Genomic DNA, 19,223 nt, shown 5'->3' on the forward strand with positions numbered 1-19,223 from the left:
TTTGGAATGGGCGGACGCGCTAGGGCGGACACCATGATCGTCGCGCTGCTCCTCCTGCTGCTTCCCGCGCCCGCGCTTGCCGTGGCGCCCCATTCGGGCGAGATCGCCACCCGCTCGATGCCCGAGCTCTCGGATCTCGTGCTGTTCGTGCTGGCGGCGTTCGGCGTCTTCCTCGCGCGGCGTGCGCTGCGCCGCCGCTTCCGGGCGAAAGCGCAGCGGCGGGATTGACAGTCGCGCCCGGCGCGCGCGAGGCGTGGGGCATGACCGAAACCGATCCGATCGCCGAACTCGAAGCCACCATCCGCGAACGCCGCACCGCCGACCCCGACAGCTCCTATGTCGCGCGGATCACATCGCGCGGCCGCGCCAAGCTCGCGCAGAAGGTCGGCGAGGAAGCCGTCGAGACCGCGATCGCGGCGATGCAGGACGATGCCCAGGCGCTGACCGGCGAAGCGGCCGACCTCGTCTTCCACTTGCTGATCCTGCTCGCCGACGCGGGCCTGTCGCTCGACGACGTCCGCGCCGAGCTCGCCCGCCGCCGCGGCCGCTCGGGCCTCGACGAGAAAGCGGCGCGCTATCAATAGCCGCAATGGTCCGCGCCGCGCTCGGCGGCGGCGATGAATGCCGCCAGCTCCTCGGGCGTCCCGTGTGGGAACGTCTTTTTCAGCAAGCCCAGGAACGCCGCCACTCGGGCACTCAGCAATCGCCGCGACGGATAGAGCGTCCACAAGATCGTCTCGGGGCCGGCGCGCTCGCCCCACTGCACGAGCAGCCCGGCAGCGATGTCGCGGCTGACCAGCGAAAGCGGCAGGCATCCCACCCCCGCACCTGCCCGGACCGCGTCATGCACCATCGCCATGGAGCCTAGCGACAGCACCGGATCGATCGCGAGGCCTTGCGTGCCCTCGCGCGTTGCCAGCATCCAGCTTCCGGAGCGATCTCCCGGCCCCCGAACGACTGCTGGCATTGCATGGCCGTCGTCCGGGCGCGCAAGCGCGGGGCTCGCCACGACCACCTGCCGGTCGCGGAGGAACGGCCGCCCGACCAGGCTCTCATCGGTGCGCGGATTGACTCGAATGACGAGGTCGTAGCCCTCCTCGATCATGTCGACCGCGCGATCGTCGACCGTCACCTCGAGCCGCACCTCCGGATAGTCGCGCACGAACGCTGCGGCGAGCCGCCCCATCGCAGCCTGACCGAACAGCAACGGCGTGCTGATCCGCAGAAGTCCTCGCGGCCGCTCGCCGCCCGAGGCGATCGCCGCCACCGTCTCGTCAAGCTCGGTGAGAAGCGCACCCGTGCGGGCATGCAGCGCGCGTCCCTCCTCCGTGAGCTTCAAGTCGCGCGCGCCGCGCTCGAACAGCCGCAGGCCGAGGCTGGCCTCAAGCTCGGAGACGCGGCGGGAGAGCGTCGCCTTCGGACGTCCGCTCGCACGCGCCGCGCGACCGAAGCCGCCGTGCCGGGCGACGAGATTGAAATCCGCAAGGGCGAGCAGATCCATATGTTCCACCAGTGAGACAGTGGATCCAGATTTAGCGTCTATTGGCAGGTTTGTGGATCATTAAATTCCGGGCTGTCGATCCCGACACCCAAGGAGAACAGCAATGACTATCCTCGTCACCGGCGCCACCGGACGCGTCGGCCGCCATGTCGTCGATCAGCTCGTGACCCGCGGCGCCGACGTGCGCGTGCTCACCCGCGACCGCGGAAAGGCGGGCTTTGCGGCGCCGGTGGACGCCGTGCAGGGCGACCTGCTCGACATCGACGCCCTGCGCGCCGCGCTGGTCGGCGTCCGCACCTTCTTCCTGCTGAATGCCGTCACCGGCGACGAATTCACCCAGGCGCTCCTCGCGCTCAACATCGCGCGGGAAGCCGACGTCGAACGGGTGGTCTATCTTTCGGTGTTCGAAGCCGATCGTGCGGTCAACGTGCCGCACTTCGCAGTGAAACATGGCGCCGAGCGGATGCTGGAGCAGATGGGCTTCGGCGCGACGATCCTGCGGCCGACCTACTTCATCGACAACGAGCATAGGATCAAGGACGTCATCCTCGACCATGGCGTCTATCCGATGCCGATCGGCGACAAGGGGCTCGCCATGGTCGACACGCGCGACATCGCCGAGGTCGCCGCGATCGAGCTCCTCCGGCGCGACCGCGCACCGGGCAAGCTGCCGATAGAGACGATCAACCTGGTCGGCCCCGACACGTTGACCGGCGCGGACGCCGCGGCGATCTGGTCGGATGTTCTGGGGCGGCCGATCGTCTATGGCGGCGACGATCCGAGCGGTTTCGAGCAGAGCATGGCGCGTTTCCTGCCGAAATGGACGGCCTATGAGATGCGGCTGATGGCCGAGCGCTATGTGAGCGACGGCATGGTACCCCGGCCCGGCGACGTCGAGCGGCTGACCGCGATGCTGGGTCGTCCGCTGCATTCCTATCGTGCGTTCGTCGCCGACCTCGTGGCGCAGTCCGCCAAGGACTGAGCGACGGCGTGGCTCGTCGCACACCCGCGACGCCAATGCCCTGCGGCTCCGCCGCGCCACGGCCGCAGGGCATTGACCGCCGCCATTTCCGCTCCTTCCGCCAGCCCGCAACGGTTCAAGCGCCGCGCGAACTGCGCTAGGCCAAGCGCGAACCAAGGGAGGATCCGATGCCGATCGACGCCACCAAACCCTATGACGACAGCAACATCTTCGCGAAGATCCTGCGCGAGGAGATCCCGTGCAAGAAGGTGTATGAGGACGAATTCGCCCTCGCCTTTCACGACATCAATCCGCAGGCGCCGCACCATGTGCTGGTGATCCCCAAGGGGCGCTATGTCTCGTGGGACGATTTTTCCGCCAGCGCGCCCGATGCCGAGATCGCCGGCTTCGTCCGCGCCGTGGGCCATGTCGCGCGCGAGGCGGGGCTGGTAGGTGCGGGATACCGGCTGCTCGCCAACATCGGCATGAACGCGCACCAGGAAGTGCCGCATCTTCACGTCCACATCTTCGCCGGGCAGCAGCTCGGGCCTATGCTCGCCCCGCGCTAGGCGTTAGGCTCGGCCCCAACGACAACAGCGAACAGGGGCGGAAATGGCAGTGGCAGGCGGCAGCACGGTATCGGACCAGACGGAAGCGGCACAGCCGCACTGGTCGTCGCGCTTCGCTTTCGTCATGGCCGCCATCGGATCGGCCGTCGGCCTCGGCAACCTCTGGCGCTTCCCCGCAGAGGCCGGCGCCAACGGCGGCGGCGCCTTCGTCGTCTTCTACATCTTCTGCGTCGTGCTGATCGGGCTGCCGCTGCTGCTCTCCGAAACGCTGATCGGGCGCCACGGCGGCAGCTCGGCGGTCGAGAGCGCCAAGACGGTGGCGCGCGATTCGGGCGTGTCGACCGGCTGGTCGGCGCTCGCAGGTGTCGGCGTGCTCGGCGCGTTCTTCATTCTCAGCTTCTACAGCGTCGTCGCCGGCTGGGTGCTCTATTACGTCGGCGTGTTCGCGGGTGACCTGGTCGGAGCGCTGGGCGGCAATCTCGCCGGCGGCGCCTTCGCCGGGCAGGATCAGGCGGCGATCGAGGCGCTGCTGCCCGCGCTGTTCGCCGACCCGGTGATGCTCGTCTCGCTCCATGCGCTGTTCATGGCAGTGACTCTGTTCTTCGTCGCGCGCGGCGTTTCGAGCGGCATCGAAGTGGTGGCGGTATGGCTGATGCCGACCTTCTTCGCGCTGTTCCTCGGCATCACCGTCTATGGCGCGTTCACCGGCGCGTTCGCGGAGGCCGTGGACTTCCTCTTCGCCTTCAATCCCGAGCGGCTGCTGCACCCCGATGTGATGCTCTCGGCGCTGGGGCAGGCCTTTTTCTCGCTGTCGCTCGGATCGGCGCTGATGATCACCTATGGCGCCTATGCCGGGCGCGACACCAATCTCGCGCAATCCTCGCTGATCATCGGCGGTGCCGACACGGCGGTGGCGATCCTGGCGGGGCTCTGCATCTTTCCGATCGTGTTCGCCGCCGGGCTTGACGCGGCGGCGGGGCCGGCGCTGATGTTCGTCTCGCTGCCGGTCGCGTTTCAGGCGATGCCGTTCGGATCGCTGATCGGCCTGCTGTTCTTCCTGATGGTCGGCTTCGCCGCGCTCACTTCGTCGGTGGCGCTGCTCGAGGCGCCGTCGTCGTGGCTGATGCACCGCTTCCGGGTCTCGCGCGGGCGTGCGGCGATCCTCGTCGCCGGGGCGGCGTTCGTCGCCGGCATTTTCTCGGCGCTGGGCTATAACCTCCTTGCCGATGTGCGCCCGCTCGCCTGGTGGCCGAGCTTCGCCCGGCTCGACATCCTCGATTCGATCGACACGGTGACCGGCAAGATCCTGCTACCGCTTTCCGGCCTGCTGACCGCGATCTTCATCGGCTGGATCGCCGACAGGAGGCTGATCGACGCCGAAAACGGACTTTCGGGCGGCACGCAGCTGCTGTGGCGCTTTCTGGTGGCATGGCTGTGCCCGATCGTTCTCACGGCAATTCTGGTGCTCGGAATCTTCCCGGGACTGATCGGCTGAACCGTCTCGAAATTGTCACTTGCGGCGGCGTTTTTCGTCGCTAGGCTCCGCGCATTCTCAGCCTGGCGCCGTGGGTCCTCCACGGTCAGAGTGGAAAGTGATCCTGCATGATCTTCGGGCGCATCAAGCCTCTCGACGCGATCCTTGCGACCGCGGAGAAAAAATCCCTCCATCGTTCGCTCGGCGCGGTTCAGCTGATGCTGTTCGGCGTCGGCTGCATCATCGGCACGGGCATCTTCGTGCTCACCGCCGCAGGCGCGCAAAAGGCTGGGCCCGGCCTGATGCTCGCCTTCGCCATCGCCGGGGCGATCTGCATCGTCGCGGCGCTCTGCTATGCCGAGATCGCGGCGATGATCCCGGTCGCCGGTTCGGCCTATACCTACACCTATTCGGTGATGGGCGAGTTCCTCGCCTGGTCGGTCGGCTGGGCGCTGGTGCTCGAATATGCGGTCGCGGCAAGCGCGGTTTCGGTCGGCTGGTCAGGCTATTTCACCGGGACGATCCTCAACGAATTCATGGGGGTTGAGCTACCCAGCTACCTCGCCGGCGCGCCGCTGGCGCTGGGCGGAATCCCCGGCGGCTTCGTGAACCTGCCCGCGATCGTGATCGCGCTGCTCGTCACCTGGCTGCTGATGATCGGCACGAACGAAAGCGCCCGAGTGAACGCGGTGCTGGTGGCGATCAAGGTCACCGCGCTCACTGCCTTCATCATCCTGACGCTGCCGGCCGAGGAATTCTCAACCGGCCAGTTCAATCCCTTCCTGCCCGCCGGCCTGTTCGGCGGCTTCGGATCGGGTGTCGGCGCGGTCGGCGCGGCGGCGACGATCTTCTTCGCCTATGTCGGTTTCGACGCCGTCTCGACCGCCGCGGAAGAGACGCGCAATCCGCAGAAGAACGTGCCGATCGGACTGATCGGATCGCTGCTGATCTGCACGATCTTCTACATCCTCGTCGCCGCGGGCGCGATCGGCACGATCGGCGGCCAGCCGATCCTGGGCCCGAACGGCATCCCCTTCCCCGCCGGCTCGGAAGAGCTCGCCCGCCAGTGCGCGCTGCCGCAATATGCCGGCTGGCTGGTCTGTTCGGACGAGGCGCTGGCGCATGTGCTGCGTCAGATCGGCTATTCGACGATCGGCAACTTCCTGGGCATCGCCGCCTTCGTCGCGCTGCCGTCGGTGATCCTGGTGCTGCTGTTCGCGCAGACCCGCATCTTCTTCGTCATGTCGCGCGACGGGCTGCTGCCCGAGGGGCTGTCGAAGATCCATCCGAAGTGGAAGACGCCCTATGTCGTCACTGCGATCACCGGCGTGGTGGTGGCGTTCGCCGCCGCGTTCCTGCCGGTGGGCAAGCTGGCCGACATCGCCAATGCGGGCACGCTCTATGCCTTCATGATGGTGGCGATCGCAGTGATGTTGCTGCGCCGGAAGGAACCGGCCCGGCATCGCCCGTTCCGCACGCCGTTCCTGATGCTGATCGGCCCGGCGACGGTGTTCGGATGCCTGTTCCTGTTCTTCAACCTGCCGATCGAAGCGATGCTGGTGCTGCCGATCTGGGGCGTGATCGGCTTCGTGATCTACTTCGCCTATGGTTATCGGAAGAGCCATCTCGGCCAGGGCATCGTCGAAGTGCACGAATCCGAGATCCAGGACATCGATCCCGCGATCCCCGGCGTGGACGATGCCGATCGCATCTGACGCGGCCGAACCGCACCGAGGAAACGAGAGGGCCGGCAGCGATGCCGGCCCTTTTTCGTGCGCTCAGGCGTGACCGATCCAGCCGCGCCAGGTGAAGGCCGCGTAGAAAAGCTCGGCGTCGATCAAGCCGCCCTCGCGCAGGGCCGCCAGATCGGCTTCGGGTTCAAGCATGTTGCCGCTCGCCAGCACCGCGTCGCGCGCGGTGCGCGCCTGTTCGGGATCGGCGCCCGAGGCGACTGCATAGTGCATGTACCGGTCGACCCAGCGCTCCGCCGCGCCATCGGCGCGCGGGAAGCTGCCGTGCGCGGCGACGAACGGCGCACCGGGCCGCAGCCGGGCGTGGATCGCGCGCACCGTCTCGACCCGCGCCTGAAACGGCAGAAAGTGCAGCGTCAGCAGGCAGGTCGCCGCATCGAAAGGGCCCGGTGGTGCGGCATCGATCAGTCCTTCGATCAACTCGACCCGGTCCATCGCGGCGCCGACGGTGCGCGTCGCGAGCCGCAGCATCGCTCCCGCCGGGTCAACGCCGACGAAGCGCCACCCGGGATGCGCGTCGGCCAGCGCCTTCAGCTCCAGCCCGCCCCCGGCGCCGAGCACCAGCACCCGCGCGTCGGCGGGCGCCCGCTCCGCCAAAAGGATGCTCGTCATCCGATGCAGCGCGTCGAGCCCCGGCGTGAAGCGACGCGGGCCATCGGCATAGTTTGCGATCGCCGCATCATCCTCGAAATTGCGCAGGAAGATGCGCTGGCTGTCCTCGTGGACGGCATCGGTCATTCGGCTTCTCCTGGAGAGGCGCCGCCGGAAACGCGCTCCATCCGGCGGTGGAAGTCAGCGCTGAGCGCAGCGAGAGTCACGCGCTCGAACGAAGCGAGCAGCAGCGCCTGCGCATCTTCCAGCGCGGTATCGAGCGCCGCATTGACTGCCCGTTCAACCAGGCAATCGGGGGAGTCGCTGCGGTTGCCGAGCGCGAACAGGGCGGGACGGCCAAGCGCTTCATAGATGTCGCGCAGCGTGACCGCTTCCAGATCGCAGGCGATCGTCCAGCCGCCGCCATGCCCCTTTTCCGAGCGGACATAGCCCTGCTCGCGCAGCCCCGCGAGCACCCGGCGGATCACCACGGGATTGGTCTGCATCGCCCGGGCGAGCACCTCGGAGGGAACCGGGCCGTCATGCTCCGCCATGTGCAGCAGCACGTGGAGCACGCCCGAAAGGCGACTGTCGCGTTTCATGTAACTTCCATTGTTACGATTCGCCCCCGCAGTCAAGCGCAAGCCCTCCACCCGGAGTGGCCGCAGCGGCTTCCCCCGCTCCGCCCCTTCGGCTAGCGTGCCGCTTTGCGCGACGGCCAAAGGGGGGAACAGCGTGGCAGCAGCACAAGCCGATCAGAATGCGACGGTCGGACTGATCGATCACGTCACCAACGTGTCCGACTTCATCTGGGGCGGCACGTGGAACGGCGCCGAGGTGCTGCCGATCCCGCCGATGGTCGTGATCCTGTTCGGCATCGGCATGTACATCATGATCGGGCTGCGCTTCTATCCGATCACGCATCTCGGCACGGCGTTCGCCGGGCTGTTCCGCAAATCCGGGGAGCGCGGCGCGGGCGAGATTTCGCCGTTCGCTGCGCTTTCCACCGCGCTCTCCGGCCAGGTCGGCACCGGCAATCTCGCCGGCGTCGCGACCGCGATCACGCTGGGCGGTCCGGGCGCGATCTTCTGGATGTGGATCACGGCGCTGATCGGCATGGCGCTCGCCTTTGCCGAGGGCGCACTGGCGATCCGCTTCCGCGAAGTCACGCCCGAGGGCACTTATCGCGGCGGGCCGATGAGCTACATCACCTTCGGCCTCGGCCCGAAGTGGAAGTGGCTGGCAATTCTCTTCTGCATCGGCACGCTCGCTTCGGCACTGGTGACCGGCAACGGCATTCAGGCGAACAGCTTCGCCGATTCGGTGAACGAACTGACCGGCCTGCCCGAATGGATCGGCGGGCTGATCGCCGCGATCGCAGTGTTCGTCGTCATCATCGGCGGCATCAAGTCGATCGGTGCGGTGGCCGAGAAGGTCGTGCCGGTGATGGCGGTGGCCTATATCATCATGGCGATCGTCGCCCTGATCCTGAACTTCGGATCGCTGCCCGAGACGTTCGGCCGCATCTTCTATGGCGCATTCAATGCACAGGCGGCGAGCGGCGGCTTCCTGGGCGCGGCGGTGATCCTCGCGATCCGCGCCGGCGTGGCGCGCGGCCTCTTCTCGAACGAGGCGGGCCAGGGCTCGACTCCGGTCGCGCACGCGGTGGCGCAGACGACCGATCCGGCGATGCAGGGCCGGTTCGCGATGATGGGCACGTTCATCGACACGATCATCATCTGCACCATGACCGCGCTGGTGCTGCTGACGGTGGAGGGCAGCTTCGTCCACACCGACGCAGTGACCGGAGCGACGACCACGGTGCTCCACGCCTGGCAGTCGGATCTCAACGGATTTGCGATGACCTCGGGTGCGTTCGCGGCGGCTTTCCCCTTCGCGATCGCCGGCATTCCGATCGGCACGCTGATCGCTTCGGTGGCGCTGATCCTGTTCGTGTTCACCACCTTGCTCACCTGGAGCTATTATGGCGAGCGGGCGATCACTTTCCTCTACGACCTGCTTCCGGGCGCGACGCCGCGCGGCGAGCGCGTTCTGCACCTCGTGTGGCGCGTGCTGTGGTGCGTGATGATCTTCATCGGGGCGACGATCCCGCTCGAACTGATCTGGCGGATGGGCGACATCTCGAACGCGGCAATGGCGCTGCCGAACCTTGTCGCGCTGGCGGCGCTTTCGGGCGTGGTGTTCGCGCTGGCACGCGGAGTGCGGAACGCCGGGCGCGATCACGGCCGCGAGACTCCCGCCGAGCTGCTCGACGAGGCGCCCGCGCCCCGCGACTGACCGGCGCGCCGATCCAGCAAGGAAGGGCGGACAACAAGAAGGGGCCGGGGATCGCTCCCCGGCCCTTTTCCTTTCCCGTCGCCATTGCGGAGGCAGGGACCTATCGCTGGTGCCGCAGAGGGTGGCGCTCGTGGAGAGAGCCATGGGTCCCTGCCTGCGCAGGGACGACGTTGTCCCAGCTTCGACGCAGCGAGCGGCGGCCCGTTTCCTTTCCCGTCGCTCCTGCGGAGGCAGGGGCCTATCGCTGGTGCCGCAGAGGGTGGCGCTCGTGGAGAGAGCCATGGGTCCCTGCCTGCGCAGGGACGACGTTATCCCAGCTTCGACGCGGCGAGCGGCGGCCCGTTTCCTTTCCCGTCGCCCCTGCGGAGGCAGGGCCTATCGCTGGAGCCGCAGAGGGTAGCGTTCGTGGAGAGAGCCATGGGTCCCTGCCTTCGCAGGGACGACGTTATCCCAGCTTCGACGCAGCGAGCAGCGGCCCGTTTCCTTTCCCGTCGCTCCTGCGGAGGCAGGGGCCTATCGCTGGTGCCGCAGAGGGTAGCGCTCGTGGAGAGAGCCATGGGTCCCTGCCTTCGCAGGGACGACGTTATCCCAGCTTCGACGCAGCGAGCAGCGGCCGGTTTCCTTTCCCGTCGCTCCTGCGGAGGCAGGGGCCTATCGCTGGTGCCGCAGAGGGTGGCGCTCGTGGAGAGAGCCATGGGTCCCTGCCTGCGCAGGGACGACGGAACTCAGAGCTTCGACGCGGCGAGCGCCTTGAGATCGGCTTCGGGGCGCGCGCCATAATGGCTGATGACTTCGCCCGCGCAGATCGCGCCGAGGCGAAGGCACTCCGCCAGCCCCTTGCACTGCGCGTGGCCGTGCAGGAAGCCGGCGGCGAACAGGTCGCCTGCGCCGGTCGTGTCCTTGACCTGATCGACCGGCTCGGCCGCGACGCTCGCGCGCTCGTCGCCGCGCACCGCGACGGCACCCTTCGGCCCGCGAGTCATCACCACCAGCGGGACGTCCTTCGCCAGCGTCTCGAGCGCCGCATCGGCGTCCGACTGTTCGAGGATGCCCGCCTCTTCCTCGTTGACGAAGAGGATGTCGATCAGCTTCTCGTCGATCAGCGCGCGGAAATCGCCGCGATGCATGTGGACGCAGAAATCGGCGCAGGTCGCCAACGCGACCTTCACCCCTGCTTCGCGCGCCACCGCGATCGCCCGGCGCATCGCCGCGCGCGGCTCGGGCGGATCCCACATATAGCCTTCGAGGAAGAGCACGCCCGCGCTGCGGATCAGATCCTCGTCGATGGCGTCCGCGGGCAGATAGTGCGACGCGCCGAGGAACGTGTTCATCGTGCGCTCGCCATCGGGCGCGACGAGGATGAGGCAGCGGCCCGTCGGCGGCTCGCCTTCGCGCGCGGGCACGTCGAACTTCACGCCGAGCGACGTGAGATCGTGGCGATAGATCGCACCGAGCTGATCGTCGGCGACCTGGCCGACGAACGCGGTGCGCGAGCCGAGCATGGTCATTCCGGCCAGCGTGTTCGCCGCCGCACCGCCCGAAACCTCCTGCCCCGGACCCATCTTGCCATAAAGCTCGACCGCGCGATCGGCGTCGATCAGCCGCATCGAGCCCGACGGCAGCCCTTCGGCCTCGAGGAATTCGTCGCTCACTCGGGCAATCACGTCGACGATCGCATTGCCGATCGCCACCACGTCATAGGCAGGGCTGGTCACACAGGTCTCCTTGGCGGTTTGCGGCTCCCTAGGGGTGCGCAATCGGGAGTGCAACCGAGCCGCCCTTGCGCTATTTCGCTCGCGCATGTTCCGGAGCTTCTATCTTTCGCTGCGCCAGCTCGACGACGGCCCGGTGGTACGCGTGTTCCTGAAATCGCTGGCGGTGACGGTGATCGTGCTGATCGCCGCAGGCACCGGACTCTATTTCGGCATGCACGAAGGGCTGCCCGCATTCGGCCGCTGGCTGCGCGGGCTGGGCGGCGAGGCGGCGGACGCAGGCGCGCTCGAAGCCGCGCTCGCCTGGATCGGCCGCCTGCTCCAGGCGAGCGGAGAGGACAGCGCGGTCGCCAATGCGCTCACGCTGATCCTGTTCCTGCTCGCTTTCTGGCTGTTGTGGCGCGCGATCGCGATCGCCGTGGTCGGCATCTTCGCCGACGAAGTGGTTCAGGCGGTCGAGGCACGCCACTATCCCGACCAGCTACGCACCGCCCGCGACGTGGGGCTGTGGCGCTCGATCGCGATGGGGCTCGGATCGGCGGGCCGGGCGATCCTGGTGAACATCCTGTTCTCGCCGGTCTATGTGCTGTTCAGCCCGGGCGCGCCGTTCGTCTTCTTCGGGATCAACGCGTGGCTGCTCGGCCGCGATCTGGGCGACATGGTCGCGGCGCGCCATGTGCCGCGCAAGGGCCTGCCGGACTGGCGGGCGCGCACGCGCGTCACCCGGTTCGTACTGGGCGGCCTCGGCACCGGACTGCTGCTGGTGCCGATCCTCAATCTCGCGGCGCCCATCCTCGGCGCCGCCATGGCCACCCATTTGTTTCATCGAGGGAGACGCGCGTGAACAAGGCAATCGCAGCGGCGGCACTGGGGCTCGCACTCACCGGCTGCGCCGCATCCGGCGGCGGCAGCGGCCCGGCGCCGCGCGTGCCGCTGCCTGCACCGGGCACTACGGGCGGAGCCGCCGCGCCGATGATGGGCGCCGACGCCGCGACGCTGCTGCGCCGCTTCGGCGAGCCGCTGATGGACGTTCAGGAAGGAACCGCGCGCAAGCTCCAGTTCGGCAATGCCTCGTGCGTGCTCGACGCCTATCTTTATCAGCGCGGCGGATCGCAGCTGGTGACTCACGTCGAGGCGCGCGATCGCGCCGGGGCGCCGGTCGACGCCGCAAGCTGCGCGGCGACGCTGCGCTAGCGAGCCGCAAGCCACTCGGCGCGCACCGCCAGGTCGTCCTCACCGGCGAGCCGCGCCGCCCGCTCCGCCTGCCAGCGCTGCGGATCGAGCTGGCCCAACGCCCAGACCGCCGTTCCGCGCACCTGCGGCGCCGGATCGTCGAGCAGGTCCGTCACCGGCGGCACCAGCGCCGGCGAATCGCTGTTGCCCGCCGCGATCAGGCAGTTGCGCACCATTCGGTCGCGCCCGATCCGCTTGATCGGCGAGCCGGAGAAAACCTGGCGGAACTCGGCATCGTCGAGTGCCAGCAGATCGGCGAGCGGCGGCGCCGCCAGCTCCGCGCGCGGCGCGAAGGCGCGATTCGCGGCAGCGGCTTGCGCGAACTTGTTCCACGGGCAGACCGCGAGACAATCGTCGCATCCGTAGATGCGATTGCCGATCGCCTGCCGGAATTCGCCGGGGATCGGCCCGTCATGCTCGATCGTCAGATAGGAGATGCAGCGCCGGGCATCGAGCCGATAGGGCGCGGGGAAGGCATCGGTGGGGCACGCCCGCTGGCAGGCGTCGCAGCTGCCGCAGCGGTCGCGGCCGCCAGCATCGGGCGCGAGGTCGAGCGTCGTGTAGATCGCGCCGAGGAACAGCCAGTTGCCGTGCGACCGGCTGACGAGGTTCGTGTGCTTGCCCTGCCAGCCGAGCCCGGCCGCTTCGGCGAGCGGCTTTTCCATCACCGGCGCGGTATCGACGAACACCTTGACGTCGGCATCGGGCGCCTCCGCCACGATCCAGCGTGCAAGATGCTTCAGCGCCTTCTTCACCGTGTCGTGATAGTCGCCACCCTGAGCATAGACCGAGATGCGCCCGGTCTCGCTCGCCTCCGCCAGCGCCAGCGGATCGGCGGCGGGCGCATAGCTCATGCCGAGCGCGATCACCGAGCGCACCTCGGGCCACAGCCCGGCCGGGCTCTCGCGATGGTGCGCGCGGCTTTCCATCCAGAGCATCGTGCCGTGCATGCCTTCGTTCAGCCACTGGCGCAGCCGCACGCCCGCGGCCGGCGCCGCGTCGGCGCGCGCGATCCCGGCGGCGGCAAACCCCAGCTCGGCCGCTTTCTCCCGGATCGCCGATTCGAATGGCTTGTCTTGTCGCACGCGCCCCCGCTACCACGGATGGAGGCAAGGGAGGATGGGTTCTTGAGTACCGAACCGGCCGTGAGCGCCACTGGCCTCGTCAAGCGCTTCGGCGGCCGCACGGTGGTCGACGGAATCGACGTCTTCGTTCCCAAGGGACTGATCTACGGCTTTCTCGGCCCGAACGGGGCGGGCAAGACGACGACGCTGCGCATGCTGCTCGGCATCATCGAGCCCGACGAGGGCGAGCGCATGTTGCTCGGACGCGATCGGCCGCGCGAGGCGAGCGACGAGGTCGGCTATCTTCCCGAGGAACGCGGGCTCTATCCCAGCATGCGCGCCAAGGATGCGATTGCGTTCATGGGCGCGCTGCGCGGGCTGAAATGGTCGACCGGGCGGCGGCGCGCCGAGGAGCTGATGGAACAGGCCGGGCTGGGCCACGCCGCGGACGAGAAGATCCGCAAGCTCTCCAAGGGCATGGCGCAGCTCGTACAGCTGCTCGGATCGGTGGTGCATCACCCGCCGCTGCTCGTGCTCGACGAGCCGTTTTCGGGGCTCGACCCGGTCAATCAGGAGCGGCTCGAGAAGCTGATCCTCGCCGAGCGCGATCGCGGCGCGACGATCCTGTTCTCGACGCACGTCATGGCGCATGCCGAGCGATTGTGCGACCGGCTGGCGATCATCGCGGGCGGCAAGGTTCGCTTCGAAGGCACGGTGGACGACGCACGCGCGCACCTGCCGATGCGGGCGCATTATACGCCACACCGCGAGAACACCGAGATTCGCGCGCTGCTGCCGGCCGATGCCGAGCACAGCGCGGGAAGCTGGCACTTCACCCTGCCCGCCGAAGGCATCGAGCCGCTGCTCGTGAAGCTGATCGATCGCGGCTACGGCATTTCCGGCCTGTCGATCGAACGGCCCGGGCTGCACGACGCCTTCGTCCGCATCGTCGGGGAAAAGGCGCTGGAGGACATGGCATGAACCTCACGCGCCACCTGCGCCAGACGCTGACGGTCGCGCGCCGCGACTTCGTGGCGACGGTATTCACCCCCACCTTCCTCATCTTCCTGCTCGCGCCGCTCATCATGGCGAGCTTTGGGGCGATCGGCGGCCTGGGCGCGGCGACCATGGCCGATCGCGACGGCGATACCGCGCGCATCGTCATCATCGCCGATGCCGACCAGGCACCGGCAATCGCGGCGGCCGACCGGCAGCTGCGCGCGCTCTTCTCGCCGACCGACGAGGACCGGCCGCCACGGCTGCGGATCGACTCGCCTGAGGCCGATCCGGCCGGCCAGGCCCGCCGGCTGTTCGAATCGAGCATCGTCGACATCGACGCGGTGCTCTATGGTTCGCTCGAGGCGCCCGAGATCCTCTATGGCCCGCGCGCGAAGCGCACCGCCGAATATCTCGAGCAGCTCGCCGAGCTGACGCTGCGGGCACAGCGAATCGGATCGGCCGACCCGCTGAGCGCCGCCACCAAGACGCCGGTCGAACGCCAGCAGACCTCGATCGCCGGGCAGAGCCAGGTCGCGTTCCTGAGCGTGCTCGCGCTGTTCTTCGTCACGCTCATGCTCTCCGGCCAGGCGGTCGGCACGATGGCCGAGGAGCGATCGAACAAAGTGATCGAAGTGCTCGCCGCCGCGGTGCCGCTGGAAAGCGTGTTCCTCGGCAAGCTGATCGGGATGTTCGGGGTGGCGCTGCTGTTCCTCGCCTTCTGGGGAACGCTGCTGGCGAACCTCACCGCCTTCATCCCGCCCGATTTCGAGCGTGCGCTTTCCGACGTGGGACCGGCGGTGGGCTTTCCGGCCTTTCCGTTGCTCTTCATGGTCTATTTCGCGCTCGCCTACATGCTGCTCGGCGCAGTCTTCCTCAGCATCGGCGCGCAGGCATCGACGCAGCGCGAGCTTCAGATGATGTCGCTGCCGATCACCATCGTTCAGATGGCGATGTTCGGCCTCGCCGCCGCGGGTGCCGCCGCGCCCGACAGCGTGGTCGCGACCATCGCCGAGGCGTTCCCGTTCAGCTCGCCGTTCGCGATGATCGGGCGCGCGGCAAATTCGCCCGAGCTCTGGCGGCACTGGCTGGCGATCGCCTGGCAGCTGCTGTGGGTGACGCTGTGCGTCTCGGTCGGCGCCCGCTGGTTCCGGCGCGGCGTGCTGAAATCGGGTCCGGGCAGACGGCGCAAGCGGCGCAGACGCGAGAGCGCTGTTGACATTAGTGTTAGTTAGCGTTCTCCTGTCGAAAAGACAGGAGAGCGATGATGGCCACGCTTGCGACCGACACCAATGCCGCCCCCGAGACCGATCCGCTCGACGTCTCGCGCGGCGAACTCTACCGCGACGACACCTGGCACGAGCCGTTTCGCCGGCTGCGTGAAGAGGCGCCGGTCTATTACTGCAAGGACAGCCTGTTCGGCCCCTATTGGTCGGTGTCGACCTACAAGCCGCTGATGGAAGTCGAATCGCTGCCCGACGTCTATTCGTCCGAACGCGGCGGCATGACGATCGCCGACTGGCAGGAAGGCGATGTGCGGATGCCGATGTTCATCGCGATGGACCGGCCCAAGCACACCGCCCAGCGGCGGACGATCGCACCGGCCTTCACGCCGAGCGAGATGGTGCGGATGACCGAGAACATCCGGACGCGGACGAGCGAAATCCTCGATTCGCTCCCCACCGGCGAGACGTTCGACTGGGTCGATACCGTCTCGATCGAGCTGACGACGCAGATGCTGGCCATCCTGTTCGATTTTCCCTGGGAGGACCGGCGCAAGCTGACCTTCTGGTCCGACTGGGCCGGCGACATCGAGATCGCGACCAATCCCGAGAAGAAGCAGGAACGGCTGATGCACCTCTATGAGTGCGCCGCCTATTTCCGGAACCTCTGGGATTCGAAGATCGACAAGGAGCCCACGCCCGACCTCATCTCGATGATGATCCACTCCGACGCGATGAAGGAGATGGACGACATGGAGTTCCTGGGGAACCTCATCCTGCTGATCGTCGGCGGCAACGACACGACCCGCAACTCGATGACCGCCTATGCCTATGGTCTCGATCAGTTTCCCGACGAGCGGGCGAAGCTGGAGGCCGATCCCGGCCTGATCCAGAACGCGACGCAGGAGCTGATCCGCTGGCAGACGCCGCTGTCGCATATGCGCCGCACGGCGACACAGGACACCGAGCTGGCCGGCCAGCGGATCCGCGAGGGCGACAAGGTGGTGATGTGGTACGTCTCGGCGAACCGCGACGAGAGCGTGTTCCCCAACGCCGACAGGATCATCGTCGATCGTGAGAATGCACGGCGGCACCTGGCGTTCGGCCACGGCATCCACCGCTGCGTCGGCGCGCGGCTGGCGGAGCTTCAGATCAGCGTTCTGCTCGAGGAAATGGCGAAGCGGCGGCTGCGGGTGAATGTGCAGGGCGAGCCGGTGCGTACGATGGGATGCTTCGTGCGCGGCTATCGCAAGCTTCCGGTCGAGCTCAGCCGCTACTGAGCCGGCGTGCTGCGGCGGGCGGATCGACCGCTCGCCGCCGTACGCTTCACATCGGCGGGGCGCGACCCCACATCGGCTATATGACTGATACTCGAAGGACTTTTCTTGCCGTGGCAGGTCTGGGCGGCGTCGCCGCCTGGCTCGGCTGGCCCCGCGACGACGCGCAGGCGCAGAGCCATCGTTTCGACGTGAACCTCAGCGAAGCCGAATGGCGCCGCCGGCTCACGCCGCAGGAATTCCGCATCCTGCGCCAGGGCGGCACCGAGCCCGCCTTCACCAGCCCGCTCAACAACGAGAAGCGCGCCGGCACCTTCCTGTGCGCGGGCTGCGACCTGCCGCTATTCTCCTCCCAGACCAAGTTCGAGAGCGGCACCGGATGGCCGAGCTTCTATCGGCCGCTCGACAATGCCGTCGTCACCGAGCGCGACCGCAGCCTTGGCATGGTGCGGACCGAAGTGCTGTGCCGCCGCTGCGGCGGGCATCTGGGGCATGTGTTTGACGACGGACCGCCGCCGACCGGCAAACGCTATTGCATGAACGGCGCGGCGCTCGACTTCCGCCCGCGCGGCTGAGGTCAGTCGACCAGCGTGCGATCGACCAGCGGCGAGACGCTCGCCATGCGCCGCGAGAGATCGTCATACCACGGCGCGGGCATCGCCGGCTCGGCCGCGCTTTCCGGATAGATGAAGCCGTTGATCGGGTAGGACGATCCGCCGAGATCGCCGATCGGAGCATACCAGACCCGCACGCGGCTCCAGTCGCCGGCATCCGAGACGTCCACTGCGCGCACGTCGCGCTCGACGCCGCCGCGGCGCGACCAGTTGGCATGGGTCAGCAGCACTTCGCGATCGCTGACGACGGCCGAGACCATGGCGACATGGCCGAGCCGCATCCGCGACGTCGGCGCGAACGACATTACCGCGCCGACCGCGGGCTCGCTGCCGCGCTCGTACCGCCCGGCGGCCTGGTCCCACCAGGTGAGTGCATTGCCATATATCGCGACGCCGGAGATTTCGCGGGCGAAAGGCGCGCACTGCCAGAAGCGGGCATGGGCCGGCGCCACCGTCATCAGGCTGCATGCGGCCACCAGCGCGAAACGCGCTGCGAATGCACGGATGTTCATCGGATTTTCCCGCCCCTCGAACTTCGTTGAAGCTTGCTAAGCCCAGCATAGAAGCCCGGTACAGAGGGCGGTCGCGGCTTTCCGACGAAGCGTTGCGGCGAGGCGACGGGCGGCGGATCCGGCCCGGAATGGCTCGCCAAATCGAGCCGGAACGCTACAGTGCCGGCATGCGACCCACAATTCCTGCACTCGCCCTGCTCCTCGTTCCCGCCGCCTGCGACATCGATCAGATCCAGCCCGGCGACGCCAATGCGATCGTGGCCAACACGTCCGAGCCGCTGCGCCCGGGAACCCAGCCGGTGCGGATCGGCGAGAGCGGGCCGCAGTTTCAGGCATGCGCGACCCGCGGCACGGTGCTCGATCTTGGCGGGGAGACGACGCTGCCGGTACGCGCCGCTCCGTTCAGCGAGGCCGAAGCGGTGGGCGAAGTCACGCCGGGCACGCCGCTCTTCGTCTGCACCCGCACGATCGACCAGCGCTGGCTGGGCGTGGTGGTGCCGCCGCCGGGCGAGGACGCGATCGACTGCGGCGTCTCTGCGCCGGTCGAGCGGCCGCGGAGCTATGCGGGACCCTGCCTTTCCGGCTGGGTGACCAACGGCTTCGTCCGCCTGCGCGCGGGCTGAAGCGCGCAGGCGGCCAGCCCGCAGCTTATCCACGACTTTTTCCATCTCCGGGACTCGGCTCGTCGCAGCATTGTTGCAATGCAGCACCCAATTTCGTTCTATACTGAATGGGGCACGACAGAGGATTAAGTGCTGCGTTAACCAAAACGGCGCATGATCCGACCGAAGGGGTGAGAGAGCGGGTGGAGTAGAAGACGATGGGCGCGAGAATGAAACCGGCCGAAGGTGCGATGACACTGGCCGAGATGAAGGAGTTTGCGGGTTTCAGTGCGGGGACGCAGCGCTATGTGCGGCGTTCGCTCGACATCGGCCTCGAGCGCGAGGACGCCATGGCGCGCTGGTCGCGCGATGTTGTGGAAGCCGCCAGCATCCGCGCACAGGCGCGCATCTATGAGCGGCTGCACGAAGTCCGTGCGCTCGTTCCAGACGACAGCGGGCTCGATCAGGTCGAGCCGTTCATGGCGCCGCTGGTGACGATTTCCGCATTCGATCTGGGCCAGGGACGGCTCACCAGCTTCTCGGCATATCGCTTCCTCTATGAGCGGCTGATCGGCGCGGAAGTGCGGCCGTGGCTGCCGGCGGCATTCTGTTCGGCGGCGGCGCTGCCGCATCTGCATCCCGAGCTGCGCCGCAAGCTGCTCCAGTCGATCAGCGAAGCCGCGGCGACTGCCGCCGGCTGGTCGAACCGGCAGCCGGCCTTCTATCCGCAGTGGGTGGAGAAGATCGAAGCGCGGGCGATGCCGAACTGACCGGACCGGGGCCCGCCGCCAGCGCCGCCAAGCAGCAAGGGGCGGGCCTTACTCTCCTCGCCGCGGTGCGCCGCG

General features: G+C 67.9%; 21 protein-coding genes. 15 read left to right on the top strand and 6 right to left on the bottom strand.

Annotation, left to right across the window (positions count from 1 at the left end):
• Positions 1-6: 6 nt before the first annotated feature.
• A complete protein-coding gene (locus ACQ450_RS07065) occupies positions 7-228 on the top strand; it encodes a hypothetical protein (RefSeq protein WP_431471037.1) in 222 nt (73 codons plus the stop codon).
• Positions 229-260: 32 nt separating this feature from the next.
• Positions 261-584 carry a phosphoribosyl-ATP diphosphatase gene (locus ACQ450_RS07070; RefSeq protein WP_431471038.1) on the top strand — a complete coding sequence of 108 codons (324 nt, stop codon included), beginning with the start codon at positions 261-263 and terminating at the stop codon, positions 582-584.
• Here the strand turns inward: ACQ450_RS07070 and ACQ450_RS07075 are convergent.
• Positions 578-1,501 carry a LysR family transcriptional regulator gene (locus tag ACQ450_RS07075; protein ID WP_431471180.1) on the bottom strand — a complete coding sequence of 308 codons (924 nt, stop codon included), beginning with the start codon at positions 1,499-1,501 and terminating at the stop codon, positions 578-580. The two genes, ACQ450_RS07070 and ACQ450_RS07075, sit on opposite strands and share 7 nt — an antisense overlap.
• A 103-nt stretch (positions 1,502-1,604) precedes the next feature.
• Between ACQ450_RS07075 and ACQ450_RS07080 the strand changes: the two genes are divergently transcribed.
• From ACQ450_RS07080 to ACQ450_RS07095, 4 genes are all read left to right on the top strand, one after another.
• Positions 1,605-2,483 carry an SDR family oxidoreductase gene (locus tag ACQ450_RS07080; RefSeq protein WP_431471039.1) on the top strand — a complete coding sequence of 293 codons (879 nt, stop codon included), beginning with the start codon at positions 1,605-1,607 and terminating at the stop codon, positions 2,481-2,483.
• Positions 2,484-2,650: 167 nt separating this feature from the next.
• Positions 2,651-3,031 carry a histidine triad nucleotide-binding protein gene (locus ACQ450_RS07085; RefSeq protein ID WP_431471040.1) on the top strand — a complete coding sequence of 127 codons (381 nt, stop codon included), beginning with the start codon at positions 2,651-2,653 and terminating at the stop codon, positions 3,029-3,031.
• Between the two features lie 43 nt (positions 3,032-3,074).
• The gene (locus ACQ450_RS07090) at positions 3,075-4,526 is read left to right on the top strand and encodes a sodium-dependent transporter (RefSeq protein ID WP_431471041.1); all 1,452 of its coding nucleotides are present in this window, start codon (positions 3,075-3,077) and stop codon (positions 4,524-4,526) included.
• 107 nt (positions 4,527-4,633) lie between these two features.
• Positions 4,634-6,220: an amino acid permease gene (locus tag ACQ450_RS07095; protein ID WP_431471042.1), complete on the top strand. Its 1,587-nt coding sequence runs from the start codon at positions 4,634-4,636 to the stop codon at positions 6,218-6,220.
• A 63-nt stretch (positions 6,221-6,283) separates the two neighbouring features.
• Here ACQ450_RS07095 and ACQ450_RS07100 read toward each other — a convergent pair whose 3' ends face one another.
• Positions 6,284-6,994 (bottom strand): class I SAM-dependent methyltransferase, encoded by a 711-nt coding sequence (locus ACQ450_RS07100; RefSeq protein ID WP_431471043.1) that lies wholly within the window; start codon positions 6,992-6,994, stop codon positions 6,284-6,286.
• Positions 6,991-7,449 carry an Rrf2 family transcriptional regulator gene (locus ACQ450_RS07105; RefSeq protein ID WP_188055957.1) on the bottom strand — a complete coding sequence of 153 codons (459 nt, stop codon included), beginning with the start codon at positions 7,447-7,449 and terminating at the stop codon, positions 6,991-6,993. Before ACQ450_RS07105 ends, ACQ450_RS07100 begins: the two co-directional genes overlap by 4 nt.
• 133 nt (positions 7,450-7,582) lie before the next feature.
• Between ACQ450_RS07105 and ACQ450_RS07110 the strand changes: the two genes are divergently transcribed.
• Positions 7,583-9,145 (top strand): alanine/glycine:cation symporter family protein, encoded by a 1,563-nt coding sequence (locus ACQ450_RS07110; protein WP_431471044.1) that lies wholly within the window; start codon positions 7,583-7,585, stop codon positions 9,143-9,145.
• A 725-nt stretch (positions 9,146-9,870) separates the two neighbouring features.
• Here ACQ450_RS07110 and ACQ450_RS07115 read toward each other — a convergent pair.
• Positions 9,871-10,860: an adenosine kinase gene (locus tag ACQ450_RS07115; RefSeq protein ID WP_431471045.1), complete on the bottom strand. Its 990-nt coding sequence runs from the start codon at positions 10,858-10,860 to the stop codon at positions 9,871-9,873.
• An 85-nt stretch (positions 10,861-10,945) separates the two neighbouring features.
• Between ACQ450_RS07115 and ACQ450_RS07120 the strand changes: the two genes are divergently transcribed.
• Both ACQ450_RS07120 and ACQ450_RS07125 read left to right on the top strand, forming a co-directional pair.
• Positions 10,946-11,701: an EI24 domain-containing protein gene (locus ACQ450_RS07120; protein ID WP_431471046.1), complete on the top strand. Its 756-nt coding sequence runs from the start codon at positions 10,946-10,948 to the stop codon at positions 11,699-11,701.
• Positions 11,698-12,051, top strand: coding sequence for a hypothetical protein (locus tag ACQ450_RS07125; protein ID WP_431471047.1), 354 nt, complete (start codon positions 11,698-11,700; stop codon positions 12,049-12,051). Before ACQ450_RS07120 ends, ACQ450_RS07125 begins: the two co-directional genes overlap by 4 nt.
• On the opposite strand, the gene queG is transcribed toward ACQ450_RS07125, so the two are convergent.
• Entirely contained in the window at positions 12,048-13,175 is a 1,128-nt protein-coding gene (queG, locus tag ACQ450_RS07130; protein ID WP_431471048.1) for a tRNA epoxyqueuosine(34) reductase QueG, read from the bottom strand. The two genes, ACQ450_RS07125 and queG, sit on opposite strands and share 4 nt — an antisense overlap.
• Before the next feature lie 18 nt (positions 13,176-13,193).
• Between queG and ACQ450_RS07135 the strand changes: the two genes are divergently transcribed.
• The 4 genes from ACQ450_RS07135 (at position 13,194) to msrB (ending at position 17,225) form a co-directional block, all read left to right on the top strand.
• Positions 13,194-14,135: an ABC transporter ATP-binding protein gene (locus ACQ450_RS07135; protein ID WP_431471049.1), complete on the top strand. Its 942-nt coding sequence runs from the start codon at positions 13,194-13,196 to the stop codon at positions 14,133-14,135.
• The gene (locus tag ACQ450_RS07140; RefSeq protein WP_431471050.1) at positions 14,132-15,385 is read left to right on the top strand and encodes an ABC transporter permease; all 1,254 of its coding nucleotides are present in this window, start codon (positions 14,132-14,134) and stop codon (positions 15,383-15,385) included. The genes ACQ450_RS07135 and ACQ450_RS07140 overlap by 4 nt, the downstream gene beginning before the upstream one ends.
• 32 nt (positions 15,386-15,417) lie before the next feature.
• Complete coding sequence (locus ACQ450_RS07145; RefSeq protein WP_431471181.1) at positions 15,418-16,653, top strand: cytochrome P450; 1,236 nt, start codon at positions 15,418-15,420, stop codon at positions 16,651-16,653.
• Between the two features lie 80 nt (positions 16,654-16,733).
• Positions 16,734-17,225: a peptide-methionine (R)-S-oxide reductase MsrB gene (msrB, locus tag ACQ450_RS07150; protein ID WP_431471051.1), complete on the top strand. Its 492-nt coding sequence runs from the start codon at positions 16,734-16,736 to the stop codon at positions 17,223-17,225.
• Between the two features lie 2 nt (positions 17,226-17,227).
• Here the strand turns inward: msrB and ACQ450_RS07155 are convergent, their stop codons facing one another.
• Positions 17,228-17,776, bottom strand: a complete 549-nt coding sequence (locus ACQ450_RS07155) for a CHAP domain-containing protein (RefSeq protein WP_431471052.1) — start codon at positions 17,774-17,776, stop codon at positions 17,228-17,230.
• Between the two features lie 167 nt (positions 17,777-17,943).
• Between ACQ450_RS07155 and ACQ450_RS07160 the strand changes: the two genes are divergently transcribed.
• Together ACQ450_RS07160 and ACQ450_RS07165 are read left to right on the top strand one after the other, a co-directional pair.
• Complete coding sequence (locus tag ACQ450_RS07160; protein ID WP_431471053.1) at positions 17,944-18,399, top strand: hypothetical protein; 456 nt, start codon at positions 17,944-17,946, stop codon at positions 18,397-18,399.
• 197 nt (positions 18,400-18,596) lie between these two features.
• Positions 18,597-19,148, top strand: a complete 552-nt coding sequence (locus ACQ450_RS07165; protein WP_188055968.1) for a hypothetical protein — start codon at positions 18,597-18,599, stop codon at positions 19,146-19,148.
• Positions 19,149-19,223: the final 75 nt, after the last annotated feature.

The sequence above is a fragment of the Sphingosinithalassobacter sp. LHW66-3 genome (genome assembly GCF_050703275.1).
Lineage (GTDB): Bacteria > Pseudomonadota > Alphaproteobacteria > Sphingomonadales > Sphingomonadaceae > Sphingomonas.